This window comes from Rhizobium sp. RU20A, from assembly GCF_900155885.1.
In the GTDB taxonomy this organism is placed as follows: domain Bacteria; phylum Pseudomonadota; class Alphaproteobacteria; order Rhizobiales; family Rhizobiaceae; genus RU20A.
Genome location: NZ_FTMB01000001.1, coordinates 1560857 through 1581355, shown reverse-complemented (window position 1 = coordinate 1581355; position 20499 = coordinate 1560857). Strand labels below are relative to the sequence as shown.

Genomic DNA, 20499 nt, shown 5'->3' with positions numbered 1-20499 from the left:
GAACGGGACCGGCACGCCGAAAGCGGCGGCCGCCCAAAACAGGAGAAGACAATGAAGGATATTCTGAAGACATCCGTCAGCCGCCGCGCCGTGCTCGGCACCGGCCTTGCCGGCGTTTCCATGCTGGCCATGCCCTCCATGCTGCGCGCGCAGGACAAGTCGCTGAAGGTCGGCGTTTACGGCGGCTACTTCAAGGACAGTTTCGACAAGCACATCTTCCCCGAATTCACCAAGGCGACCGGCATTGCCGTCGAAAGTGTCGCCGAGCCGACGGGCGAAGCATGGCTGGTGCAGCTAGAGCAGGCCGCCAGGGCCGGCCAGGCGCCGGCCGACGTGTCGATGATCTCCCAGGTCGCCATGCTCAAGGGGCAGACGACGGAGCTTTGGGCGCCGCTGGATGCTGCAAAGCTGAAAAACATGGCGAACCTGAAGGAAACCTTCATCAACAAGTATCCGGATGGACGCATCGCCGGCATCGGCGCCGTCTCCTGGTACATCACGCTTGTCACCAACACCGATGTCTTCAAGGAGGCACCGACGAGCTGGCAGGCGCTGTGGGATCCGGCCAACGCCGACAAGCTCGGCCTCTTGGCGCTCGTCTCCAACTCCTTCCTGCTCGAAGTGACCGCCAAGTCCTTCATGGGCGGCACCAACGCGCTCGACACGGAAGAGGGTATTCTGAAGGCCTTCGAAAAGCTTGCCGAAGTGAAGCCGAATGTGCGCCTGTGGTATCGCGACGAAGCCCAGTTCGAGCAGTCCCTGAAGTCGGGCGAAATCCCGATGGGCCAGTATTATCACGACGTGACGGGCCTTGCTGCTGCCGACGGCAATCCGGTGCGCTCCACCTTCCCGAAGGAAGGCGGCATTCTCGACAGCGGCAGCTGGGCCGTCTCGCGCGCTTCTCAGAAGGGCGAGGAAGCGCATGTCTTCATCGACTACATGTCGCAGCCAGCCGTTCAGGCGACCCTGTCGCGCAAGGTCGGCACGTCGCCCACCGTCAAGCGCGAGCTGCTGGACCTTACGCCGGAAGAATTCGCCGCCGTCTCCTCCGATATCGATCCGGTCATCCCGCGCTACGACCTCTACCAGACCAAGTCGGACTGGCTGAACCAGAAGTGGACGGAGCTGATCGTCGGGTAAGGCGGCAGATCCTACGTCCCTGCGTCCCCCTCATCCGCCTGCCGGCACCTTCTCCCCGCTGGGGAGAAGGATCGAGGCGGCGAGGGGTCAGCTTTGGGGATGTTGATGTGTCCGGTCATGCGGCTGCGATGGATGATGGTTGTCCCTTCTCCCCAGCGGGGAGAAGGTGCCGGCAGGCGGATGAGGGGGGGCGGCGCAGCCAGCCGCGCTCGTCCCCCCTCATCCGCTGCCATTTCTCTTCTCTGTTTCGGGAACCTCCCATGTCAGGTCTTGCCCTTCAGAATGTCGTCAAGGAATTTGGATCGTTCACGGCCGTGAAGGGCGTGGACCTTGAGGTGCCGAACGGCACCTTCGTCTGCCTGCTGGGGCCATCCGGCTGCGGCAAGACCACCTTGCTCCGGATGATCGCCGGGCTCGATCTGCCGACGCGCGGCGCGATCCGGCTCGGCGGCGAAGACATTACGGCGGTGCCGACGCACAAGCGCAATCTCGGCATGGTGTTCCAGTCGCTGGCGCTCTTCCCGCATCTGACAGTCGGCGAGAACATCGCCTACCCCTTGCGCATTCGCGGCATCGACAAGGCGGCGCAGGCGCGCCGGGTCGAGGAGCTCCTGGCGATGATCCATCTGAAGGGCTATGCCGACCGGCCCGTCTCCAAGCTCTCCGGCGGCCAGCGGCAGCGCGTGGCGATTGCCCGGGCGCTCGCCATTTCGCCGAAACTCTTCCTGCTCGACGAGCCGCTGTCGGCGCTCGATGCGAAGCTGCGCGAGGCCATGCAGGTGGAACTGCGCCAATTGCAGCAGAGCCTTGGCATCACGACCATCGTCGTGACCCATGACCAGCGCGAGGCGATGACCATGGCCGATACGGTCGTCGTCATGCAGGCGGGCGAGATCCGGCAGGCGGCCTCGCCGATCGAGATCTACCGCCGCCCGGCCGACAGTTTCGTCGCCGACTTCATCGGCCAGACAAACCTCATCGAGGCCGAAGCCACCGGCGGTGTGGCAAGCGTGCTCGGTGTCGCCGTGCCGGGGCTGACGCTGCCGGCGGGCGGGAAGGCGCTGCTCTCGGTGCGGCCGGAAGACGTGCACCTGACGGCCCCGGGCGGCTCGGCCGTTCCCGCCACCGTCACCTTCGTGCGCGATCTCGGCGGCACGATCGAGACCTTCCTCGATGCCGGCGGCCGGCAGGTCGTCGCCGTCTCCACGCCGCGCGAGCGGCCGGAGGTTTCGGTCGGCCAGGCGGTCGGCATTCAGCTGACGGCCGAAGACTGCGTGGTGCTGAAATCATGAGACGCGAAGCGCCCCGCCATCCGCTCGACTATCTGCCGATCGCCTTTCCCGGCCTGATGCTGGTCGTCTTCTTCGTCGTGCCCTTCGGCACGATGATCGCCGTCTCCTTCTTCCGGCGCGATCCGGCCGGCTTTTATGCGCCGGACTTCGTGTTCGACAATTACGCCCGCTTCCTCAGCCTGTTCTTTGCCAATGTGCTGGGGTTCTCGCTGTTCCTCGCCATGACGGTCGCGATCGTCTCGGTGGCGCTGGCGCTGCCCTTCACCCATATGCTGGCGCGCCTGCCGCGTAAGGCGCAGGTCGTCTGGCTGGTGGCGCTGTTGTCGGTCCTGTCGTTGTCGGAGGTCATCATCGGCTTTGCCTGGTCGACGCTCCTGTCGCGCACGGCCGGCATTACCAATCTCTTCGTCTGGCTCGGCATCATGGAACAGGCGCAGGCGCTGACGCCCTCCTTCGGGGCAGTGCTGACGGGCATGGTCTATCAGGCCTTTCCCTATACGGTTCTTGTGCTCTACCCCGCCATCGTCCGGCTCGATCCGACGCTGACGGAAGCGGCGCGCACGCTCGGTGCCTCGCCGCTGAAGGCCTTCTTCACCGTCGTCGTGCCGGCGCTCAGGAACACGCTGGTCGCGACGGTCGTCATGGTCTTCATCTTCGCGCTCGGCTCCTACCTTTTACCGCAACTGCTCGGCCGTCCGCAGCACTGGACGCTCTCGGTGCTGATCACGGATCAGGCCATCTATCAGTCGAACATGCCCTTCGCCGCTGCCATGGCCGTCTTCCTCGTGCTCGTCACGCTGGGGCTGGTGGCCATGACGGTGCTGATCGGGCGCAAGGGAGAGGCATGATGGACAGCATTTTCCGCAAGCTCTTCTTCGGCGCCATCGGGCTCTTCCTCGCCCTGCCGATCCTCGTCGTCGCCGGCGTTTCGGTGAACCAGAAGCAATCGCTGACCTTCCCGCCGCAAGGCTTTTCGCTCGGCTGGTACGGCGAGATTTTCGCCAATCCCGAATGGCGCAACGCGCTCTTTGCCTCGCTGACACTCGCGCTCACCTCGGCGGCGGTGGCGGTTGCGATCGCGCTGCCGCTGGCCTGGTTCCTCTGGCGGCGCATCGCGCCCTGGGCGAATTTCTTCCAGCTGCTCGGCATCGCGCCCTTCACGCTGCCGCCGGTCATCACGGCGCTCGGACTTCTGACCTTCTGGGCAACGGCCGGCTTTTACGGCCAGCCCTGGACGGCGGCCGTCAGCCACGGCATCTTCTTCGTGACGCTGCCGCTCGTGACGCTCTCGCTCGGCTTTTCCTCGATCGACCGATCGCTGGTGGAAGCGGCGGCAACGATGGGGGCCGACGACCGGACGATCTTCCGAACGGTGATCCTGCCGCTCATCCTGCCCTATATCGTTTCCGGCTATGCCTTTGCCTTCGTCCTGTCGCTGAACGAATATATCGTCGCCTACATGACGGTCGGCTTCACCATGGAAACCTTGCCGATCAAGATTTTCAATGCGCTGCGCTACGGCTATACGCCGACCATGGCCTCGGTCACGATCCTCTTCGTGGCGACGGCGGCTGTGGTTTTCGGTCTGATCGCCCGCTTCGGCGACCTGCCGAAGCTGCTCGGCGCGATGGCTGGCGACGACAAATAGGGAGTGGATGATGGCACGGATTGCAGCCTTGCAGATGAAGGTGGCCTGCGGCGATGTCGCGGCCAATCTCGCGCGCATTGCGACGGCGGCGGCGGAGGCGAAGGCGGCCGGTGCCGACCTCCTCGTCCTGCCGGAACTCGCGCTCACCGGCTACGGCGCCGATGCGGCGCTCGCCGGCATGGCCGAGCCGGTGGACGGGCCGCAGGTGACGCGGCTGCGCGCCATCTCGCGGGAGACGGGCGTTGCGATCATCGCGGGTTTCGCGGAGCGGGATGGTGAAACGGTCTACAACAGCGCGGTTTATGTCGATGGCGACGGGCCGGCGACCGTCTATCGCAAGTCGCATCTCTATGGGGATTACGAGCGCGGCCATTTCGTGCCGGGACAGCCGGCGGCGATCGTCTTCTCCCATCGCGGCCTCTCCTGCGGCATGCTGATCTGCTACGACGTGGAGTTTCCGGAAAACGTGCGCCGGCTGGCAGAGGCGGGCGTCGATGCCGTGCTGGTGCCGACCGCCCTGCCGGCGGGCTGGTCGGGCAGCGTGATCGCCGATGTGATGATCGCGACGCGCGCCTTCGAAAACCAGGTGCTGGTCGCCTATGTCAACCATTGCGGCGCCGACCCGCTCTTCACTTTCGCCGGCCAGTCGCGCGTTGCTGCGCCCGACGGGACGATCCTTGCCAAGGGGCCGGCGTCTGGCGAATCCCTGATGGTCTTCGATTATGATCCCGCCGACTATGCCGTCTCGCGGGCCGAGAATGCCTATCTGCGCGATCTGGTGCGTGCGCCCGCTTGACCGGGGATGAAACCGGGTGCGCGTTTTCCTCGTAGAGGAGCGAAACAGCAAACGGGAGAGACCCCATGTTTCGCACGCTTTCCACCTCGCTCATCCTTGCCGCCGGGCTCGTGACCGCCAGCGCGCCGGCGCGGGCCGCCGACACGTTCATGGAAACCTTCTTTCGCGGCAAGACGACGGCGACTGGCTCCTTTGCAGCCATCAACGGCGTGAAGCGGCAGTTCGACGTCAAGCTGACGGGCACCGTGCGCGGCAAGACGCTGATCCTTCGCGAGGACTTCGTCTATAATGATGGTGAGCGCGATACCAAGACCTGGCGTTTTACCCGCACCGGCGCCAACACCTATGTCGGCACGCGGGAGGATGTGATCGGCGAGACGGTGCTGACCGTTTCCGGCAACAGCGCCACCTTCACCTATCTCGTCGATCTCGATTCCGGGCCGGGCGAAAACATCGTGCGTTTTCATGATCGCCTGACGCTTCAGAAGGGTGGCAGGACGATGGAAAACACCGCGACGGTGACGAAATACGGCTTTCCCGTTGCCTTCGTGTCCGTCCATTTCCGTCGCTGATCGCGCTTTCTTTGTTCACAGATAGTGAACACTACGTGCTTGTCGGGCATCTTTATCAAACGCTCGGAACGTCCGATATTCCACCCATCGAACGAACCAAGTGCCCGAGAGGATGCCGGAAAAGCGCGGCATCCGGGCCGAGGAGGATCTGTCCATGACCCTGCACCTGACCGGCATCCACCATCTGACCGCCGTCACCGGCAATGCGCCCGGCAATCTCGATTTCTACACCAACGTGCTTGGCCTGCGCCTCGTCAAGAAGACGGTGAACCAGGACGACACGACGGCCTATCACCTGTTCTACGCCGACGGTCTGGCGTCGCCGGGTTCCGATATCACCTTCTTCGACTGGCCCGTCGCGCCGGAAAAGCGGGGCACGCATTCCATCGTGCGCACCGGCCTTCGCGTCGCCGGTGCCGAAGCGCTTGCCTACTGGAAGGCCCGCTTTGCCGAACTCGGCATCAAGGCCGGCGAGATCGCCGAGATCGACGGGCGCGCCTCGATCGATTTCGAGGATCGCGAGGGCCAGCGCCTGCGGCTCGTCGATGATGGCGGCACGACGCCCGGCCATCCCTGGGAGAAGAGCCCGGTGCCGGCAGACTTCCAGATCAAGGGCCTCGGCCCCATCGTCATGAGCGTGCCCGACATCACCAATACCGAGATTGTGCTGACACAGCTGATGAACATGGAGAAGGTGCGCGCCTATGCCTCGCCGGATGGCGTCGGCGAGGTGCATGTGTTCTCGATGGGTGAGGGCGGCCCGGCGGCGGAACTGCACGTGGCGGTCCAGCCGAGCCTTGCGCCGGCGCGCCAGGGTGCCGGTTCCGTGCACCACGTCGCCTTCCGCGTGCCGGACAATGCCGCGCTCAGCCAGTGGGCCAACCGGCTGAACGGCATGCGCGTGCCCTCCAGCGGCGAAGTGGAGCGCTACTATTTCCGCTCGCTCTATTTCCGCGAGCCGAATGGTATCCTCTTCGAGATCGCCACGGATACGCCCGGCTTCGACGTGGACGAGCCGATGGAAACGCTCGGCGAAAGCCTGTCGCTGCCGCCCTTCCTGGAGCCCAAGCGCGCCCAGATCGAAGCGCGGTTGAAGCCGCTGACGTAAGCCTTTCATGAGCGACGCCCCTTGAGATGTTCTCCGGGGGCGTCATTTTATGCCTCGACCCGTTCCATCAGGAGTGACAGATGACCCGCCTCGTCGGCCTTTCCGGCAGCCTGCGCCGCAACTCGTTCAACCGGTCGCTTCTCAAGGAGGCCGTGCGTCTTGCGCCCGAAGGCGTCGAGATCGAGCCGCACGGCATTGAGGGCGTGCCGCTTTACAATGCCGATGTGGAAAAGGAGGAGGGTGTGCCGGAGGCCGTGGCGCGGCTGCGCACCGCCATCACCTCGGCCGACGGGCTGATCCTCTTTTCGCCCGAATACAACAATTCGCTGCCGGGCGTCTTCAAGAACGCCATCGACTGGATCACCTCCAACCCGTCCGGCGGCGGCAAGGTGCTCTCCGGCAAGCCGGTGGCGCTCGCCGGCACCACGCCGGGCGGCTTCGGCACGATCCTCTCCCAGAATGCCTGGCTGCCGGTCCTCCACACGCTCGGCGCCGACATCTTCTCCGGCAAGCGGCTGATGCTCGCCCATGCCGGCAAGCTGTTCGGTGACGACGGACGGATTGCGGACGAGGAAAACCGCGACAAGGTGGTGCAGTTTCTGGCCGCGTTCGGGGCGTATGTAAGCGTGAAGGGGTGACGCGTCACCCTCTATTCCAGCCGTCGTCCTCGGGCTTGACCCGAGGACCCATGCGACCATCCGCGTGCTTGGCTGTGGATCCTCGGCTCGAGGCCGAGGATGACGGAGTGTGGAGTGGCCCGTCTTGCCCAAAGCGAGGCGGCAGACGGTTTGCGGTAGCGTGAAGAACTTCGCTGATCGGCTCGTCACCGACCTCTGCGTCGTCGTCCTCGGGCTTGACCCGAGGACCCATGCGGCCTGCGGCGCCGTTCACGCCGGCTAATCCCCACCTTCATCCAGAAACACCGTCAGCCCGTGCTTGACCGTCTTCAGCGTGATGAGGCTCTTGTATTTGCGCACCAGCCCCTGCTGATCCTCCATCATCCGCGCGATGAAGGCATTGTAGGCGTCGAGATCGCGGACGGTGACGATGAGAACGAAATCCATGTCCCCCGTCACGTAGAAGCAGGACTGCACCTCCGGCGCCTTGTCGATCCAGCGCTGAAACTGCTCGATGCTGTGGCGGTGCTCGTTCTGGATTTCGAGTTCGACAAGGATGGTGAGCGCCTGGCCAACGGCCTTCGGCGAGACCACCGCCACCGTCCGCTCGATGATGCCGTCGCGTTTCAGTCGGGCGATGCGGCGCTCGACGGCGCTCGCGGAAAGGCCGACATGCTCGGCCAGCGCCTTGGCGGGGCGGTCGGCATTGTCCTGCAGCAGCTCCAGAAGCGTGCGGTCGATTGCGTCCATGCGGCGGCTTCCCCCAACTGAGCGCAGATCATCGGCGCCTGTCTTTCATCCGGCGCCGTTCTCCCGCGTCGCGTCTGGCTATCATCCCGGCCATGACCCAGCAAGTTCCTCCCTCCGCCGCCCGTATCCTTGACGCCTGCAATGCCATCGACCCGATCTTCCTCAACTCCCCGCTTCTCGAAAGCCACAGCCTCGGGCTGACGGCCTTCGTGAAGGACGAGACCGACAATCCGATCCGCAGCTTCAAGGGGCGCGGCACGGGCTGGTACATCGCCTCGGGCGAGGGCGGCCGCGGCTCGCTGGTGACGGCGTCGGCGGGGAATTTCGGGCAGGGGCTTGCCTATGCCGCGACCCGCGCCGGCCGGGCGGTGACGGTCTTTGCGAGCGTGTCCGCCAACCCGGTCAAGATCGCGGCCATGCGCGGCCTCGGGGCGGATGTCGTGCTGGAGGGCGAGGATTTCGATGCCGCGAAGGCTGCGGCGCGCGCCTATGCCGAAGGTCATGGCCTGACCTTCGTGGAGGACGGGGCAAGCGCCGCGATCGCGGAAGGGGCGGGCACGATGGCAGCGGAACTGACGGATGCGGCGGGCGATCTCGATGCCGTCTTCGTGCCGCTCGGCAATGGTGCCCTTGCGGCCGGCATCGGCTGCTGGTTCCGGCATGCCTTTCCAAAGACGCGGGTGATTGCGGTCGCGGCACGCGGGGCGCCCTGCATGGCCCTTTCCTTTGCCGCCAAGGCACCGGTCCCGACGCCGGAAGCGTTGACCATCGCGGATGGCATTGCCGTGCGTGATCCCGTCCCGGCGGCGGTTGGCTGGCTGGCCGATACGGTCGATGAGGTGATGCTGGTGGATGACACCGATATTATCGAGGCGATGCGCTTTGCCCATGCCGCCTTCCACCGGCTGGTGGAGCCGGCGGGGGCTGCGGGGCTGGCGGGGCTGATAACGCGGCGCGGCGATTTTCGCGGACAGCGGGTCGCGACCATGCTGTGCGGCGCCAACCTCACCGAGGATCAGCGCCGCCTGTGGCTGCCGGCCAGCGTCCGGTAACCGGCTTCAGATGTTGGCGATAAAGGTGCGGGCGAGTCGCACGTCTTCCATCGTCAACTCGTGGCCGGCGGAGAGAAGCCGGTTTTCGACTTTAGCGCCGGCCCTGGCGAGGGCCGTTTCCAGCGATGCCGCATAGCGACCGTAGGGGTCGTGCTCCCCGGTCGTCATCAGCACGCTGGTGCCGGAAAGATCGGCGGCCGGGATCGTCTCCAGCACGTTCATCGCCCTGATCAGCACGGCGTGGCGGATGAGGCCGGGATGGGCGAGCATCATCGCGCCGAGGATGTTGGCGCCGTTGGAGTAGCCTACGAAAACGGTGCGGGCGAGATCGACGCCATAGGCATCGCGCGCGCCTTCGATGAAAGCCGCCAGTGCCGCGCTCTCACCGGCAATGTCCTTCTGGTCGAAGGTGACGGCGGTCAGGCGGCGGAAGAAGCGCGGGAAGCCCTCGTCGAGGCTCCGGCCGCGCAGGCTCAGCATCAGCGCGTTCGCATCGAGCTCGCGGCCGAGCGGCAGCAGGCTGGTCTCGTTGCCGCCGGTGCCGTGCAGCAGCACCAGCGTGCGGCCATTGGCGGTTTCAGGCTCCACGATACGGTGGATGAAGGGAAGCTCTCTTTCGGTCATGCGGGGATCTCCGGGGAGGGCAAATTGCGGCAGGACGGCTTTGAGGTCCGTAGCCTTGCCCTCGGCATGGGGTGGAATGAACAAGGTTTCGCCAAGCCGGCCTTCCGGCTCGTCGATCGCCATGCCCGGCCCATCGGTGGCAAGCTCGAAGAGCGTGCCCTGCGGTTCGCGGACATAGAGCGAATGGAAATAGGTGCGGTCGTGGGCGTTGGTCGCGCCCGCATCCGCAGACTTCAGCCGGGCCTCGACGGCGTCGAGGGTGGCGACGTCGGGGGCGCGCAGCGCAATGTGGTCGATGGTGCCGGTACCGGGGGCAGACGTCCAGAAGCCGCCGGCATCGCGCACGTCGACGGCATCGCCGTCGCGGCCGGCAAGCCGCGTCGTCGTGCCCTCGCGCGCCGTTTCCGTCAGGCCGAAATGGCGCATCAGGAAGGCGGCCGTCTTCTCCGGCTTTTCGGAAAGCACGGTCGCGGCGCGAAGGCCGAGGATCGCATCCGCGTCGGGGATGTCGCGGACGGGCGAGGCGAGTGGCTGACGGTCGATTGCGGTCGTGCCGACAAGCTTGACGATCACGCCGTCGGGGTCCTTCAGCCGCAGCACCGGTTCGCCGAATTCCTGCGCGGGGCCGGTAACGGGTACCTGGAACCGCAGGGCGCGGGTCAGCCAGAAGCCGATCGCTTCGGGCTGGATGGCAAACGCGATCTCCAGTGGTTGGCCGTGGCCGACGCGGCCGGGCGCGCCATCCTGCCAGACAAGGAAGGAGACGAGCGAACCGGGGCGCCCTTCGGCGTCGCCGTAGAAGAGGTGCAACTGCTGCGCATCCTCGAAGCCGGCAGTGCGCTTGACGAGCTTGAGGCCGAGGAAGCCTGCGTAGAAATCGACGTTCGGCTGCACCTTGCGGGTGATCAGCGTGACGTGATGCAGGCCGGCGCTCTTGAAGGTGGTGTCGATGGCGGAAGACATGGTGGTCTCTCCTTTCTGCCGCCACCAGACATCATCTCGATTGTTCACGATAGACCGCGCATGGTCGATGCACTGTCAACGGAACGCGACCTTATCAGTCCTTCTTCTCCACATGCGCCTTGAATTTCTCGGCGTAATCAGGGTGCCAGCGCGACAAAGGCGGGCGGTTCTCGACGATATCGCCGGCGGCCCAGAGGATGCGCTTTTCGTCCAGCGTCCGCGGCACGTCATTGTCGGGGCACAGAATGTAGAAATCGCCGCGTTCCAGGCTTTCCAGCATGAAAGCGATGGTCTGGTCTGCCGTCCAGGCGGCGTCCGGCTTTTCCGTCCGGCCACCGGCGGCGAGCGGGGTGAAGACGAAGCCGGGAATGAGGAGATGGGCGGTGACGGTGCGCGGATCCCGGTTGCGCAGGTCGTGTTCGAGCGCTTCGGTGAAGGCTTTCACGCCGGCCTTGGAGACATTGTAGGCGGGGTCGCCGGGCGGCGTGGTGATGCCCTGCTTCGAGCCGGTGTTGATGATCATGGCCGGCTCGCCGTGCTCGATCATGCCGGGGCCGAAGACGCGGGTGCCGTTGACGATGCCGAAGAGATTGACGGCGAGCACCTGGTCCCATTCGTCCTGCGGGCCGAAGATGCTGCTGCCCGGCTGCACGCCGGCATTGTTTATCAGCAGATGCACGGGGCCGAGCTGGCCGCGCACTTCGCCCGCCAGCGTTTCGAGCGCGGCAAGGCTCGCGACGTCGCAGGCAAGATCGAGGATGGTCCCGCCCTTTGCCAGCTCCACCAGCTCGCGCGTCGCCGCATCCAGCCGCTCGCCGGGGCGGTCGACAAGCACGACATTCATGCCGGCGGCAGCGAATCGGCGCGCGGCGGCAAGGCCGATGCCAGAGGCGGCGCCGGTGACGACGGCGGTCTTGCCGGGCGCGATGACGGAGGTGGCAGGCGACGTTTCAGACATGAGAGAGGCCTTTCGAAGCAACGGGCGTTGGCGCCGCAGGTGAGGTTCTGATGGGTGAGACATAGGGCAGGCGGGCGCCGAGGCAAAGGCAGGTGCGATGCGGCATGTCCGCAAAATCCTTAGTCTTTCTGCCGCCAGCCTCGCTGAAATTCGTGAGGCTTGCGCAGTGTCTAGCCCTTGCGCGCGGGCGGCCAGGCGTTAGATTCCGTCTCCGGGGTATGCAAGACAGGACGGATGTGCCGGATGGCATCAGGTGACGGTGAAAAGAGCGCGCCGCGCAACGGGAACGGCAAGGGTTCCGGCGAGGCCGGCCACGGCGTTGGCGCGAGCGGCGACGCCAAGACGCGGCGCACGGCGGGGCGCACGCCATGCGAACTCTGTCCGCTGCGCATGCTGGATCATTTCCGGCCATTTTCCCAGCCGGAACTGGATTTCGTCTCGACCTTCAAGATGGGCGAACTGGCCGTCGATCCCGGCACGACTGTTCTCGCCGAGGGCACCCGTGCCGCGCATCTCTATACGGTTCTGGATGGCTGGGGGTTCCGCTACAAGACGCTGGAGGACGGGCGCCGGCAGATCCTCAACTTCCTGATGCCCGGCGATCTCGTCGGTCTGCAAGGGTCTTTGATGGGCGAGATGCAGCATTCGGTCGAGGCGTTGTCGCCGATGTCCCTGTGCGTTTTCGAGCGTACGCGGTTGCACGAGATTTTCGAGAACTATTCGGATCTTGCCTACGACCTGACCTGGATCGCTTCGCGCGAGGAGCGCATTCTCGACGAGAATCTCCTGTCGATCGGCCGGCGAACGGCCCTCGAACGCGCTGCCTATCTGCTGGTCTTCCTCTACCAGAGAGGCCGGGCGGTGCGCCTTTTCGGCGGTGCCAACAATATCGTGACCATTACCCAGCAGCACGTTGCCGATACGCTGGGACTGTCGATCGTCCACACCAATAAGACCCTGCGCAAGCTGGCACAACGCGGCCTCGTGCGCTGGGCCGAGCGCGGCTACGAAGTGCTTGATGAAGAAGCGCTGATGGAAATCGCGCATTTCGAGGGTTACAAGGAAAAACGGCGCCCCTTCATCTGAAGGCGCGCCGTCATCCGGTTTTGTCTTTGCGTCCCGCTTATTCGGCAACGATGGCGCGCAGCATCCAGAGCGCCTTTTCGTGGAAGGTCAGACGGTCGGTCAGCATGTCCGCCGTCACCACGTCCTCGTTCTCGTCGGCCTTCGTTGCTGCCTTGCGCATCGCCTGCACGGCGCTTTCATGCTCGGCGATGAGATCCTCGATCATGCCGGCAGCCGAAAGGTTTTCGACATCGCCGTTCTTCGGAGCAAAGCGCGCGGCATCGCCCATGCTGGCCGGAGCGAGGTGGCCGAGGGCACGGATGCGTTCTGCGATGATATCGATGGCGCCGAAGAGCGTCGTGTAGTGTTCTTCCGTCAGTTCGTGCAGCGGCTTGAAGAGCGGACCGACCACGTTCCAGTGATAGACATGGTTCTTGATGAGCAGGCGGTAGCTGTCGGCAAGGATGTCGGAGAGCGACTTTGCCATCTCGCGGCGATAGGTGGCGGCAAGGCCGATGTTCATCGTCTCGGAATGTGCCTTGGGCTTCAGGGTGGCGGCAACGGCCATGGGAAGGCTCCTTTTCGGGGGTCGACGGGTTCTGTCTTTTCGGAAAATTCGGTTGCGATATGCTCCGGTCTGGGAACGCTTCGCCCGGCTGATTGTTCCGCATGGCATGCGGTCTGAAGGGAATGGTGCGGCGCTATGTCAAAGTTAAATGCCGATTAAGTCAGATAACCCTATGGATGTGATCGAGAATCGATCCGGAAGCCGCCGGTGGCGGTAGCCCCGAAGCCCGTCGTGCGGCGTGGGTTATCATTGAGGAGGCTTCGACATGACTGAGGTAACCGCGCGCACCATGGCCCTGCCCGAATCCGTCCTCGTGCTCGAGGACAACTTCATCATTGCCATGGAGGCCGAAGATATCCTCCTGACCCTCGGATGCCGGAAAGTCGTGATTGCCGCGACCCTCGAGGAGGCCCATGCCGCGATCGACGCCGGCGCTTTTGATTTTGCCCTGCTCGACGTCAATCTCGGCCAGCAGACGAGTTTCGAATTTGCCAGCGTGCTAAAGGCACGCGGCATCGCCTTCGGCTTCGTCAGCGGTTACGGCGAGGACGAGGTCTTCCCGTCGGAATTCCGTTCCTCGCCGCGCACGCTGAAGCCCTTCACGTCCGACAGCCTGTTCAGCCTGTTCCAGGCGGCCGGCTGAGCGCCCGCCTCAGAGCATAACCAGCATCAGTTCGGTCTTGTTGAGGCCGAAATCGATCGGCGTCGAGCCGGTGTGGCGCAGCGCCAGCCAGTCGCCGGCCGTCAGCATGGCGATGCCTGCGGCGCTGCGTTGATAGGCGGCGGTGGCGGCGTCGTTGTCGGCGATGCGGGCAAGGGCGGTCGTGCCATTGACTTCGACCGTTACCGAAAAAGCGCCGTTTGGGTTGGCATCGACGGCCAGCGCCACGAGGTAGGGACCTGTTACGGGCACCACCAGCCGGTTTCCGGTGCCGCCGGGCACGGCCGCACCGAGCGTGACATCGCCCTGCGACAGCGACAGCGTCTGAAACCCCGTCAGGCTGTTGTTGGCCGGTGTCTGCACACCGCCGCCGAGCGTGGCGCGGGCGAGCGGCCGCTGCGGTGTCAGCACCGTGCCACCGGCCGTCAGCGTCAGCGCCGTTGTCCAGGTCGAGCCGTTGGCGCTGGTCTTCACGGTCAACTGGTCGCTTCCCGCAAGCCCGATCTCGGCGCGTCCTGAAAAGCCCGTCTGGAAGAGCAGGCTGGCCGTTTCTGCGGCCGCCGCCTTGTTGAGCGCCATGCGATGGCCGTTGCCGCTGTGGGTGAAGAGGCTGGCGGGGCCGGCGACGGCAAGGCGATTGGTGTCGTCGGCGGTGGTGTTGATGCCGAAGCGGGGCGGGGTGCCGATCGGGTCAAAGACCTCCCAGCCGACGCCGTCATGCACCTTCAGCCTGTCTTCCGCCAGGAACCAGCCACGCCAGCCGGCGCGCGGCGAGAGGTAGATCCAGTCTCCGTCCTGCCTGAGCGCCAGCTTGCCGCTGCGTCCGGCCCAAAGACCCGTCGCGGCGTCATCAATGGCAAAGCAGGCGCCGTCCTCTGGGTCCGAGGGCGGTGCGGTCAGGGTTGCGAGGACGGCAAGCTGCGCGAGCCCGTCGATGATCTGCAGAGCCTCATTGTGCGTGACATGCTTCAACGCCTGCGAGGGCAGGATGTAGGGCATGGCAAGGTTGGGAGTGGTGTCGCTCATCCGTCTGGTCTCCTTCAAGGGGCAGCATCCGGATGCGAGCCTAGGAGCCGGTGGGGCGGCGGGGACGAAGGGGCAGGAAAAGGGCCGTGGAAACTTGGTTTTTCTGCGCCGGGATGCCCTGCCATCAGCAGGGGCCGCGTGCCGTCAGGACCGGCCGCGTGAGACGAAGAAGGGGTTGGCGAAATCGGCGTCGTGCGGCAGACCGCGCTTGCCGTAGGTCAGCGGCACCCCTTCCATGGTGAGTGTCTCGCCGCCCGCCGCCCGCAAAATCGCATCGCCCGCGGCGGTGTCCCATTCCATGGTCCGGGAAAAGCGCGGATAGATGTCGGCGACGCCTTCGGCCAGCAGGCAGAACTTCAGGGAAGAGCCGACCGCCTGGAAGTCCTGCAGGCCATGCTCATGGAGATAGGCGACCGTCGCTTCGCTGTTGTGGGAGCGGCTCGCCACCGCCACGATGCGATCGCCCCGATTGCGGCAGCCGATGAGAATGGCGGGCTTTTCCTGCCCGTCCTCGCCGACCAGCATCTTTTCCGCGCGCCCACCGGCACCGGTATAAAGAAGGCCGAGGGCGGGCGCATAGATGACGCCCAGCACCGGCTTCCCATTCTCGATCAGGGCGATGTTGACGGTGAAATCGTCGTGGCGGCCGATGAATTCGCGGGTGCCGTCGAGGGGATCGACAAGGAAGAATGTGCCGCCGGAAATGTCGGGAATGCAACCGGCCGCGACCGATTCCTCCGCAATCACGGGGATATCCGGAAAGGCCGTCGTCAGCGCGGCCAGGATGATCCGCTCGGCCTCGCAATCGGCATCCGTGACGGGCGAGCAATCCGCCTTCCAGCCGATCTCCGCGCCCTTGCGATAGATGACGAGGATCGCCTGACCGGCCTCGATGGCCGTGTGCCTGAGGATGTCCAGCATCGGGTGTCCTGTCTGCCTTTCGGCGTCTGACGACGCATCCGGGGAATCATGCTTCGCAATCTTATCCTAGAATCCGGCGCGCACACGGCCTTTTCAAGCGCCGCCGGTCGCAACGTGCCAGCCCTGCCACACTTGCGCGGCAAATGTCCGGCGTGACAATCGGGCGCTTTGAAGCGTGTGCCGCCTATGCCAGTGTACGGGCGAAACAGACAGGTTGCTGCATGCGCTATTCGGCTCTTTCCATTCTTCGCAATGCTTTCAAGGGAAATCTCGGCTGGACACCGGCCTGGCGCCAGCCGGAGCCGAAACCGCATTACGACGTGATCATCGTCGGCGGGGGCGGCCACGGCCTTTCAACCGCCTATTACCTCGCCAAGGAATTCGGCGTTCGCAACATTGCCGTTTTGGAAAAGGGCTATCTCGGCTCGGGCAATGTCGGGCGCAACACCACCATCGTGCGGTCCAATTATCTCCTGCCCGGCAACGAGCCCTTCTACGAGTTTTCGCTGAAGCTGTGGGAGGGGCTGGAGCAGGACCTCAATTACAACGTCATGCTCTCGCAGCGCGGCATCATCAATCTCTACCACTCCGACGGCCAGCGGGACGATTATCTGAGGCGCGGCAATGCCATGTGGATGGAGGGCGTTGCGGCGGAGAACCTGACGCGGGCGCAGCTGAAATCCATGCTGCCCTTCCTCAATTTCGACCATGCCCGCTACCCGATCCTCGGCGGCCTCTTGCAGAAGCGGGCCGGCACGGCGCGCCACGATGCGGTGGCCTGGGGCTATGCGCGCGGGGCGGACCGGCACGGCGTCGATATCATCCAGCACTGCGAGGTGACGGGCATCCGTCGCGAGAACGGCGTCGTCACCGGCGTGGAGACCTCGAAGGGCTTCATCGGCTGCGGCAAGCTGGCGCTGGCGGCAGCGGGCAACACGAGCGTGGTCGGCGAGATGGCGGGGCTGAAACTGCCGATCGAAAGCCATGTCCTTCAGGCCTTCGTGACGGAAGGCATCAAGCCGGCCATCCACCATGTCATCACCTATGGCGGGGGACATTTCTACATCTCGCAATCCGACAAGGGCGGCCTCGTCTTCGGGGCGGAGATCGACGGCTTCACCTCCTATGCTCAGCGCGGTAATCTCGCGACCGCCGAGCATGTAATGGAGGAGGGGGTGACGATGATCCCCGGCCTGTCGCGGGTGCGCGTGCTGCGCGCCTGGGGCGGCGTCATGGACATGAGCATGGACGGCTCGCCGATCATCGACCGCACGCCGATCGACAACCTCTACCTCAATTGCGGCTGGTGCTACGGCGGCTTCAAGGCGACGCCCGCCTCCGGCTTCTGCTTCGCGCATCTGATCGCCAAGAACGATCCGCATCCGGTGGCGCGGGCGCTGCGTCTCGACCGCTTCGAGCGCGGCTACGAGATCGACGAGCACGGCGCCGGGCCGCAACCGAACCTTCACTGAGAAGACTGCACAGATGGCAAGCCTGATCACCTGCCCGCATTGCGGCACCCGTCCCAAGGAAGAATTTGCCGTGCGCGGCGATGCGACGCCCTTGAGGCCCGATCCCGCCGCCTCGGACGAGGCCTGGGCCGACTATGTCTTCGTGCGCGCCAATCCGCGCGGGCGCACCTTCGAGCATTGGCAGCATGTGGCGGGATGCCGCCGCTTCCTGGTGGTGGAGCGCGATACGGTGACCCATGAGGTCTATTCGGTCACGGATGGCGCAGCCTTTTCGCGGGGGAGAATGGCATGAGCCCGCATCGTCTCGACAATGGCGGTCTCGTCGATCGCGGCCAGAGCCTCGACTTTTCCTTCGACGGGCGGCGCATGCGCGGCCTTGCCGGCGACACGCTGGCCTCGGCGCTCCTGGCGAACGGCATCACGCTCGTCGGCCGCTCCTTCAAATATCACCGCCCGCGCGGCATCGTGACGGCGGGAGCGTCGGAGCCGAATGCGCTGGTGACGATCGGCACGGGCGCACGCAGCGAGCCGAACACGCGCGCCACGGTGGCCGAGCTCCATGACGGGCTGACGGCGAAGAGCCAGAACCGCTGGCCCTCGCTCTCCTTCGACATCGGCGCGGTCAACGGTCTGCTCTCGCCGATGATTTCGGCCGGCTTCTACTACAAGACCTTCATGTGGCCGGCGGCGTTCTGGGAGAAGGTCTACGAGCCGATCATCCGCCGCGCCGCGGGCCTCGGCAAGGCCGTGCTGGAGCGCGATCCCGACACCTACGAAAAGAGCTGGGCGCATTGCGATCTGCTCGTCATCGGCGCCGGTGCCGCCGGGCTGATGGCCGCGGTGACGGCCGCGCGCGCCGGGCTCGATGTCATCCTTGCCGACGAAGGGTTCCGCCCGGGCGGCGGGCTGCTCGGCGAGACGGCCCTTATCGACAACCAGGCCGCTCCGGTCTTTGCGACGCATGTCGTGGACGAGCTGAAATCGCTGCCGAATGTGCGCATCCTGACCCGCACGACGGTTTTCGGCTGGTACGACGACAATGTGTTCGGCGCGGTCGAGCGGGTCCAGAAGCATGTGGCGGAACCGGTCTCGACGCGGCCCGTCGAGCGTGTCTGGCGCATTGCCGCGGCGCGGGCCATCCTTGCCTCCGGGGCAGAGGAGCGCCCGCTGGTGTTTGGCGGCAATGATCGGCCGGGCATCATGACGGCGCGGGCCGTCAGCACCTATATCAACCGTTATGCCGTGGCGCCGGGCCGCGCCGTCGTTGTCTTCACCAATGGGCCGCAGGGCTACCAGACGGCGGCCGATCTGGTGCGGGTCGGCGTTTCCGTTCCCGCCATCGTCGACAGCCGGACAGAGGCCGGTGATCCCGCGCCGAAAGGCGTCAGGGTGATTGCCGGCGCCGGTATCGTGGATACGTCGGGCGGGCTCAGGGTCGACGGGGTGACCGTGGAGCGGGCCGGTTTTCGCGAGACGATCGCCTGCGACGCCGTTGCCATGTCCGGCGGCGTCAGCCCGGTCATTCACCTTGCCTGCCAACGCGGGCTGAAGCCCTTCTGGTCGGAGGCCCATTCGGCCTTTCTCGCACCGGAGACCGGCCCGCACCTGACCGTCGCCGGCGCGGCGGCCGGCCACGGCGCGCTCGCCGCGGCGCTGGCGGATGGCGTCTCGAAGGCGCTGGCGGCCATGGCCGATCTCGGCCGGCGCGCTGCGCCTGCGCCCCTGCCGGAAACGGATGCGCGCGAGGGAAGCGCGGCCGCGCCGCTCTGGTACGTGCCGGGCGCGCGGTCCAAGGCCTTCGTGGATTTCCAGAACGACGTGACGGCGGATGATCTGGGGCTGGCGCTGCGCGAGGGCTTCGGCCACATCGAGCATGCCAAGCGCTACACCACCAACGGCATGGCGACGGACCAGGGCAAGCTGTCCAACATCAACGCCATCGGCATTCTCGCGGGCATGCAGGGCGTCAGTCCGGCGCAGGTCGGCACCACCACCTTCCGGCCCTTCTACACGCCGGTCTCCTTCGGCGCGCTGGCGGGAACGGCGCGCGACATGCATGCAAGCCCCATCCGCCGCTCGCCGCTGCATGGCTGGGCGGAAGGCGAAGGCGCCCGCTTCGTGGAGGCAGGGCCCTGGTATCGCTCCTCGCATTTCCCGCGGGCCGGGGAGAAGGGTCTGGCCGAGACGGTCAATCGCGAGGTGCTGGCGGTGCGCGCTGCCGTCGGCATCTGCGATGTCTCGACGCTCGGCAAGATCGAGGTGTTCGGCGCGGATGCAGCCGAGTTCCTCAACCGTCTCTATTCGAATGCTGTGCTGAAGCTGCCGGTCGGGCGGGCGCGCTACGGGCTGATGCTGCGCGAGGACGGCATCGTCTATGATGACGGCACCGTCAGCCGGCTCGGTGAGACGCACTACCTCGTGACAACCACAACGGCGCTCGCCGCCGGCGTGCTGTCGCACATGGAATATGCCGCGCAGGTGCTTTGGCCGGATCTCGACGTGCGCTTCGTCTCGGTCAGCGACCAGTGGGCGCAGATGTCGATCGCCGGGCCGAAGGCGCGCGCGGTGCTGGCGCAATTCGTGGAAGCCGATCTTTCCGACACGGCCTTCCCGGCGCTCGCCGCGGGTGCGGTGACGCTGAAGGGTGGCCTCAGGGCCCGCCTTTTCCGCATCTCCTTCTCCGGGGAACTCGCCTACGAACTGGCGGTGCCGGCAAGCTATGGCGAGGCTGTGGCGGAAGCCATCATGCAGGCCGGCCGCGCCCATGGCATCACCGCCTACGGGCTCGAGGCGCTGAACGTGCTGCGCATCGAGAAGGGCTTCGTCACCCATGCCGAAATCGATGGGCGATCGACGCCAGACGACCTCGGCCTTGGCAAGATGCTCTCGACGCAGAAGCCCGATTTTATCGGCAAGCGGCTCTCCTCGCGCTATGGCCTGACGGCGGCCGACCGCATGCAGATGATCGGCCTCCTGCCCGTGGACCGCGACAAGCCGGTGCGGGCCGGGGCGCACCTGCTGCGCGAGGGCGCCAAGCCCTCCACGCTCAACGATCAGGGCTGGGTGAGTTCGGCCTGCTATTCTCCCGTGGTCGGCCGCCATATCGCGCTCGCCTTCCTCAAATCCGGGCGTGAACGCTATGGCGAGCGCATCGTCGTCTGGGATCGCATGCATGGCGAAGAGGTGGTCGCCGAAGTGGTGCGGCCGGTCTTCGTCGATCCCGACAATCTGAAGATCAACGGGTGACACCAGCGCGATGAGTACGA

The 20499-nt window shown here is 65.5% G+C and carries 20 protein-coding genes; 14 read left to right on the top strand and 6 right to left on the bottom strand.

Features of this window, described 5'->3' with window-relative positions; genetic code table 11:
* The first annotated feature begins 60 nt into the window (after window positions 1-60).
* From F3H41_RS07615 to F3H41_RS07580, 8 genes are all read left to right on the top strand, one after another.
* Window positions 61-1140 (top strand): ABC transporter substrate-binding protein, encoded by a 1080-nt coding sequence (locus F3H41_RS07615; RefSeq protein WP_149738264.1) that lies wholly within the window; start codon window positions 61-63, stop codon window positions 1138-1140.
* Window positions 1141-1400: 260 nt separating this feature from the next.
* Window positions 1401-2432: an ABC transporter ATP-binding protein gene (locus F3H41_RS07610; protein ID WP_149737954.1), complete on the top strand. Its 1032-nt coding sequence runs from the start codon at window positions 1401-1403 to the stop codon at window positions 2430-2432.
* A complete protein-coding gene (locus F3H41_RS07605; protein WP_149737953.1) occupies window positions 2429-3280 on the top strand; it encodes an ABC transporter permease in 852 nt (283 codons plus the stop codon). Before F3H41_RS07610 ends, F3H41_RS07605 begins: the two co-directional genes overlap by 4 nt.
* Window positions 3280-4080 carry an ABC transporter permease gene (locus F3H41_RS07600; RefSeq protein ID WP_149737952.1) on the top strand — a complete coding sequence of 267 codons (801 nt, stop codon included), beginning with the start codon at window positions 3280-3282 and terminating at the stop codon, window positions 4078-4080. Before F3H41_RS07605 ends, F3H41_RS07600 begins: the two co-directional genes overlap by 1 nt.
* 10 nt (window positions 4081-4090) lie before the next feature.
* Window positions 4091-4876: a carbon-nitrogen hydrolase family protein gene (locus F3H41_RS07595; RefSeq protein WP_149737951.1), complete on the top strand. Its 786-nt coding sequence runs from the start codon at window positions 4091-4093 to the stop codon at window positions 4874-4876.
* A 65-nt stretch (window positions 4877-4941) separates the two neighbouring features.
* Window positions 4942-5448, top strand: a complete 507-nt coding sequence (locus F3H41_RS07590) for a DUF3833 family protein (RefSeq protein WP_149737950.1) — start codon at window positions 4942-4944, stop codon at window positions 5446-5448.
* A 154-nt stretch (window positions 5449-5602) separates the two neighbouring features.
* The gene (locus tag F3H41_RS07585) at window positions 5603-6556 is read left to right on the top strand and encodes a ring-cleaving dioxygenase (protein ID WP_149737949.1); all 954 of its coding nucleotides are present in this window, start codon (window positions 5603-5605) and stop codon (window positions 6554-6556) included.
* Window positions 6557-6636: 80 nt separating this feature from the next.
* A complete protein-coding gene (locus F3H41_RS07580; protein WP_149737948.1) occupies window positions 6637-7194 on the top strand; it encodes an NADPH-dependent FMN reductase in 558 nt (185 codons plus the stop codon).
* A gap of 258 nt (window positions 7195-7452) precedes the next feature.
* Here the strand turns inward: F3H41_RS07580 and F3H41_RS07575 are convergent, their stop codons facing one another.
* Window positions 7453-7923 (bottom strand): Lrp/AsnC family transcriptional regulator, encoded by a 471-nt coding sequence (locus F3H41_RS07575; RefSeq protein WP_149737947.1) that lies wholly within the window; start codon window positions 7921-7923, stop codon window positions 7453-7455.
* 92 nt (window positions 7924-8015) lie between these two features.
* Here F3H41_RS07575 and F3H41_RS07570 point away from each other — a divergent pair, with 92 nt between their 5' ends.
* Complete coding sequence (locus F3H41_RS07570; RefSeq protein WP_149737946.1) at window positions 8016-8975, top strand: pyridoxal-phosphate dependent enzyme; 960 nt, start codon at window positions 8016-8018, stop codon at window positions 8973-8975.
* A gap of 6 nt (window positions 8976-8981) precedes the next feature.
* Here F3H41_RS07570 and F3H41_RS07565 read toward each other — a convergent pair whose 3' ends face one another.
* Window positions 8982-10562, bottom strand: a complete 1581-nt coding sequence (locus F3H41_RS07565; RefSeq protein ID WP_149737945.1) for a VOC family protein — start codon at window positions 10560-10562, stop codon at window positions 8982-8984.
* 94 nt (window positions 10563-10656) lie between these two features.
* Window positions 10657-11520 (bottom strand): SDR family NAD(P)-dependent oxidoreductase, encoded by an 864-nt coding sequence (locus F3H41_RS07560; RefSeq protein WP_149737944.1) that lies wholly within the window; start codon window positions 11518-11520, stop codon window positions 10657-10659.
* 390 nt (window positions 11521-11910) lie between these two features.
* On the opposite strand from F3H41_RS07560, the gene F3H41_RS07555 reads away from it, so the two are divergent.
* Entirely contained in the window at window positions 11911-12606 is a 696-nt protein-coding gene (locus tag F3H41_RS07555; RefSeq protein ID WP_244616135.1) for a Crp/Fnr family transcriptional regulator, read from the top strand.
* Between the two features lie 37 nt (window positions 12607-12643).
* On the opposite strand, the gene F3H41_RS07550 is transcribed toward F3H41_RS07555, so the two are convergent.
* The gene (locus tag F3H41_RS07550) at window positions 12644-13153 is read right to left on the bottom strand and encodes a DNA starvation/stationary phase protection protein (protein ID WP_149737942.1); all 510 of its coding nucleotides are present in this window, start codon (window positions 13151-13153) and stop codon (window positions 12644-12646) included.
* Between the two features lie 265 nt (window positions 13154-13418).
* On the opposite strand from F3H41_RS07550, the gene F3H41_RS07545 reads away from it, so the two are divergent.
* A complete protein-coding gene (locus tag F3H41_RS07545; protein ID WP_244616098.1) occupies window positions 13419-13796 on the top strand; it encodes a hypothetical protein in 378 nt (125 codons plus the stop codon).
* A gap of 9 nt (window positions 13797-13805) precedes the next feature.
* Here the strand turns inward: F3H41_RS07545 and F3H41_RS07540 are convergent, their stop codons facing one another.
* Together F3H41_RS07540 and cysQ are read right to left on the bottom strand one after the other, a co-directional pair.
* Window positions 13806-14840 carry a DUF2793 domain-containing protein gene (locus F3H41_RS07540; RefSeq protein ID WP_149737941.1) on the bottom strand — a complete coding sequence of 345 codons (1035 nt, stop codon included), beginning with the start codon at window positions 14838-14840 and terminating at the stop codon, window positions 13806-13808.
* Window positions 14841-14984: 144 nt separating this feature from the next.
* Complete coding sequence (cysQ, locus tag F3H41_RS07535) at window positions 14985-15761, bottom strand: 3'(2'),5'-bisphosphate nucleotidase CysQ (RefSeq protein ID WP_149737940.1); 777 nt, start codon at window positions 15759-15761, stop codon at window positions 14985-14987.
* 221 nt (window positions 15762-15982) lie between these two features.
* Between cysQ and F3H41_RS07530 the strand changes: the two genes are divergently transcribed.
* From F3H41_RS07530 to F3H41_RS07520, 3 genes are read left to right on the top strand one after another with little or no spacing between them, the layout of a single operon-like run.
* Window positions 15983-17233 (top strand): sarcosine oxidase subunit beta family protein, encoded by a 1251-nt coding sequence (locus F3H41_RS07530; protein ID WP_149737939.1) that lies wholly within the window; start codon window positions 15983-15985, stop codon window positions 17231-17233.
* 13 nt (window positions 17234-17246) lie between these two features.
* Window positions 17247-17525: a sarcosine oxidase subunit delta gene (locus tag F3H41_RS07525; RefSeq protein WP_149737938.1), complete on the top strand. Its 279-nt coding sequence runs from the start codon at window positions 17247-17249 to the stop codon at window positions 17523-17525.
* Window positions 17522-20479 (top strand): sarcosine oxidase subunit alpha family protein, encoded by a 2958-nt coding sequence (locus tag F3H41_RS07520; protein ID WP_149737937.1) that lies wholly within the window; start codon window positions 17522-17524, stop codon window positions 20477-20479. Before F3H41_RS07525 ends, F3H41_RS07520 begins: the two co-directional genes overlap by 4 nt.
* Window positions 20480-20499 lie beyond the last annotated feature (20 nt).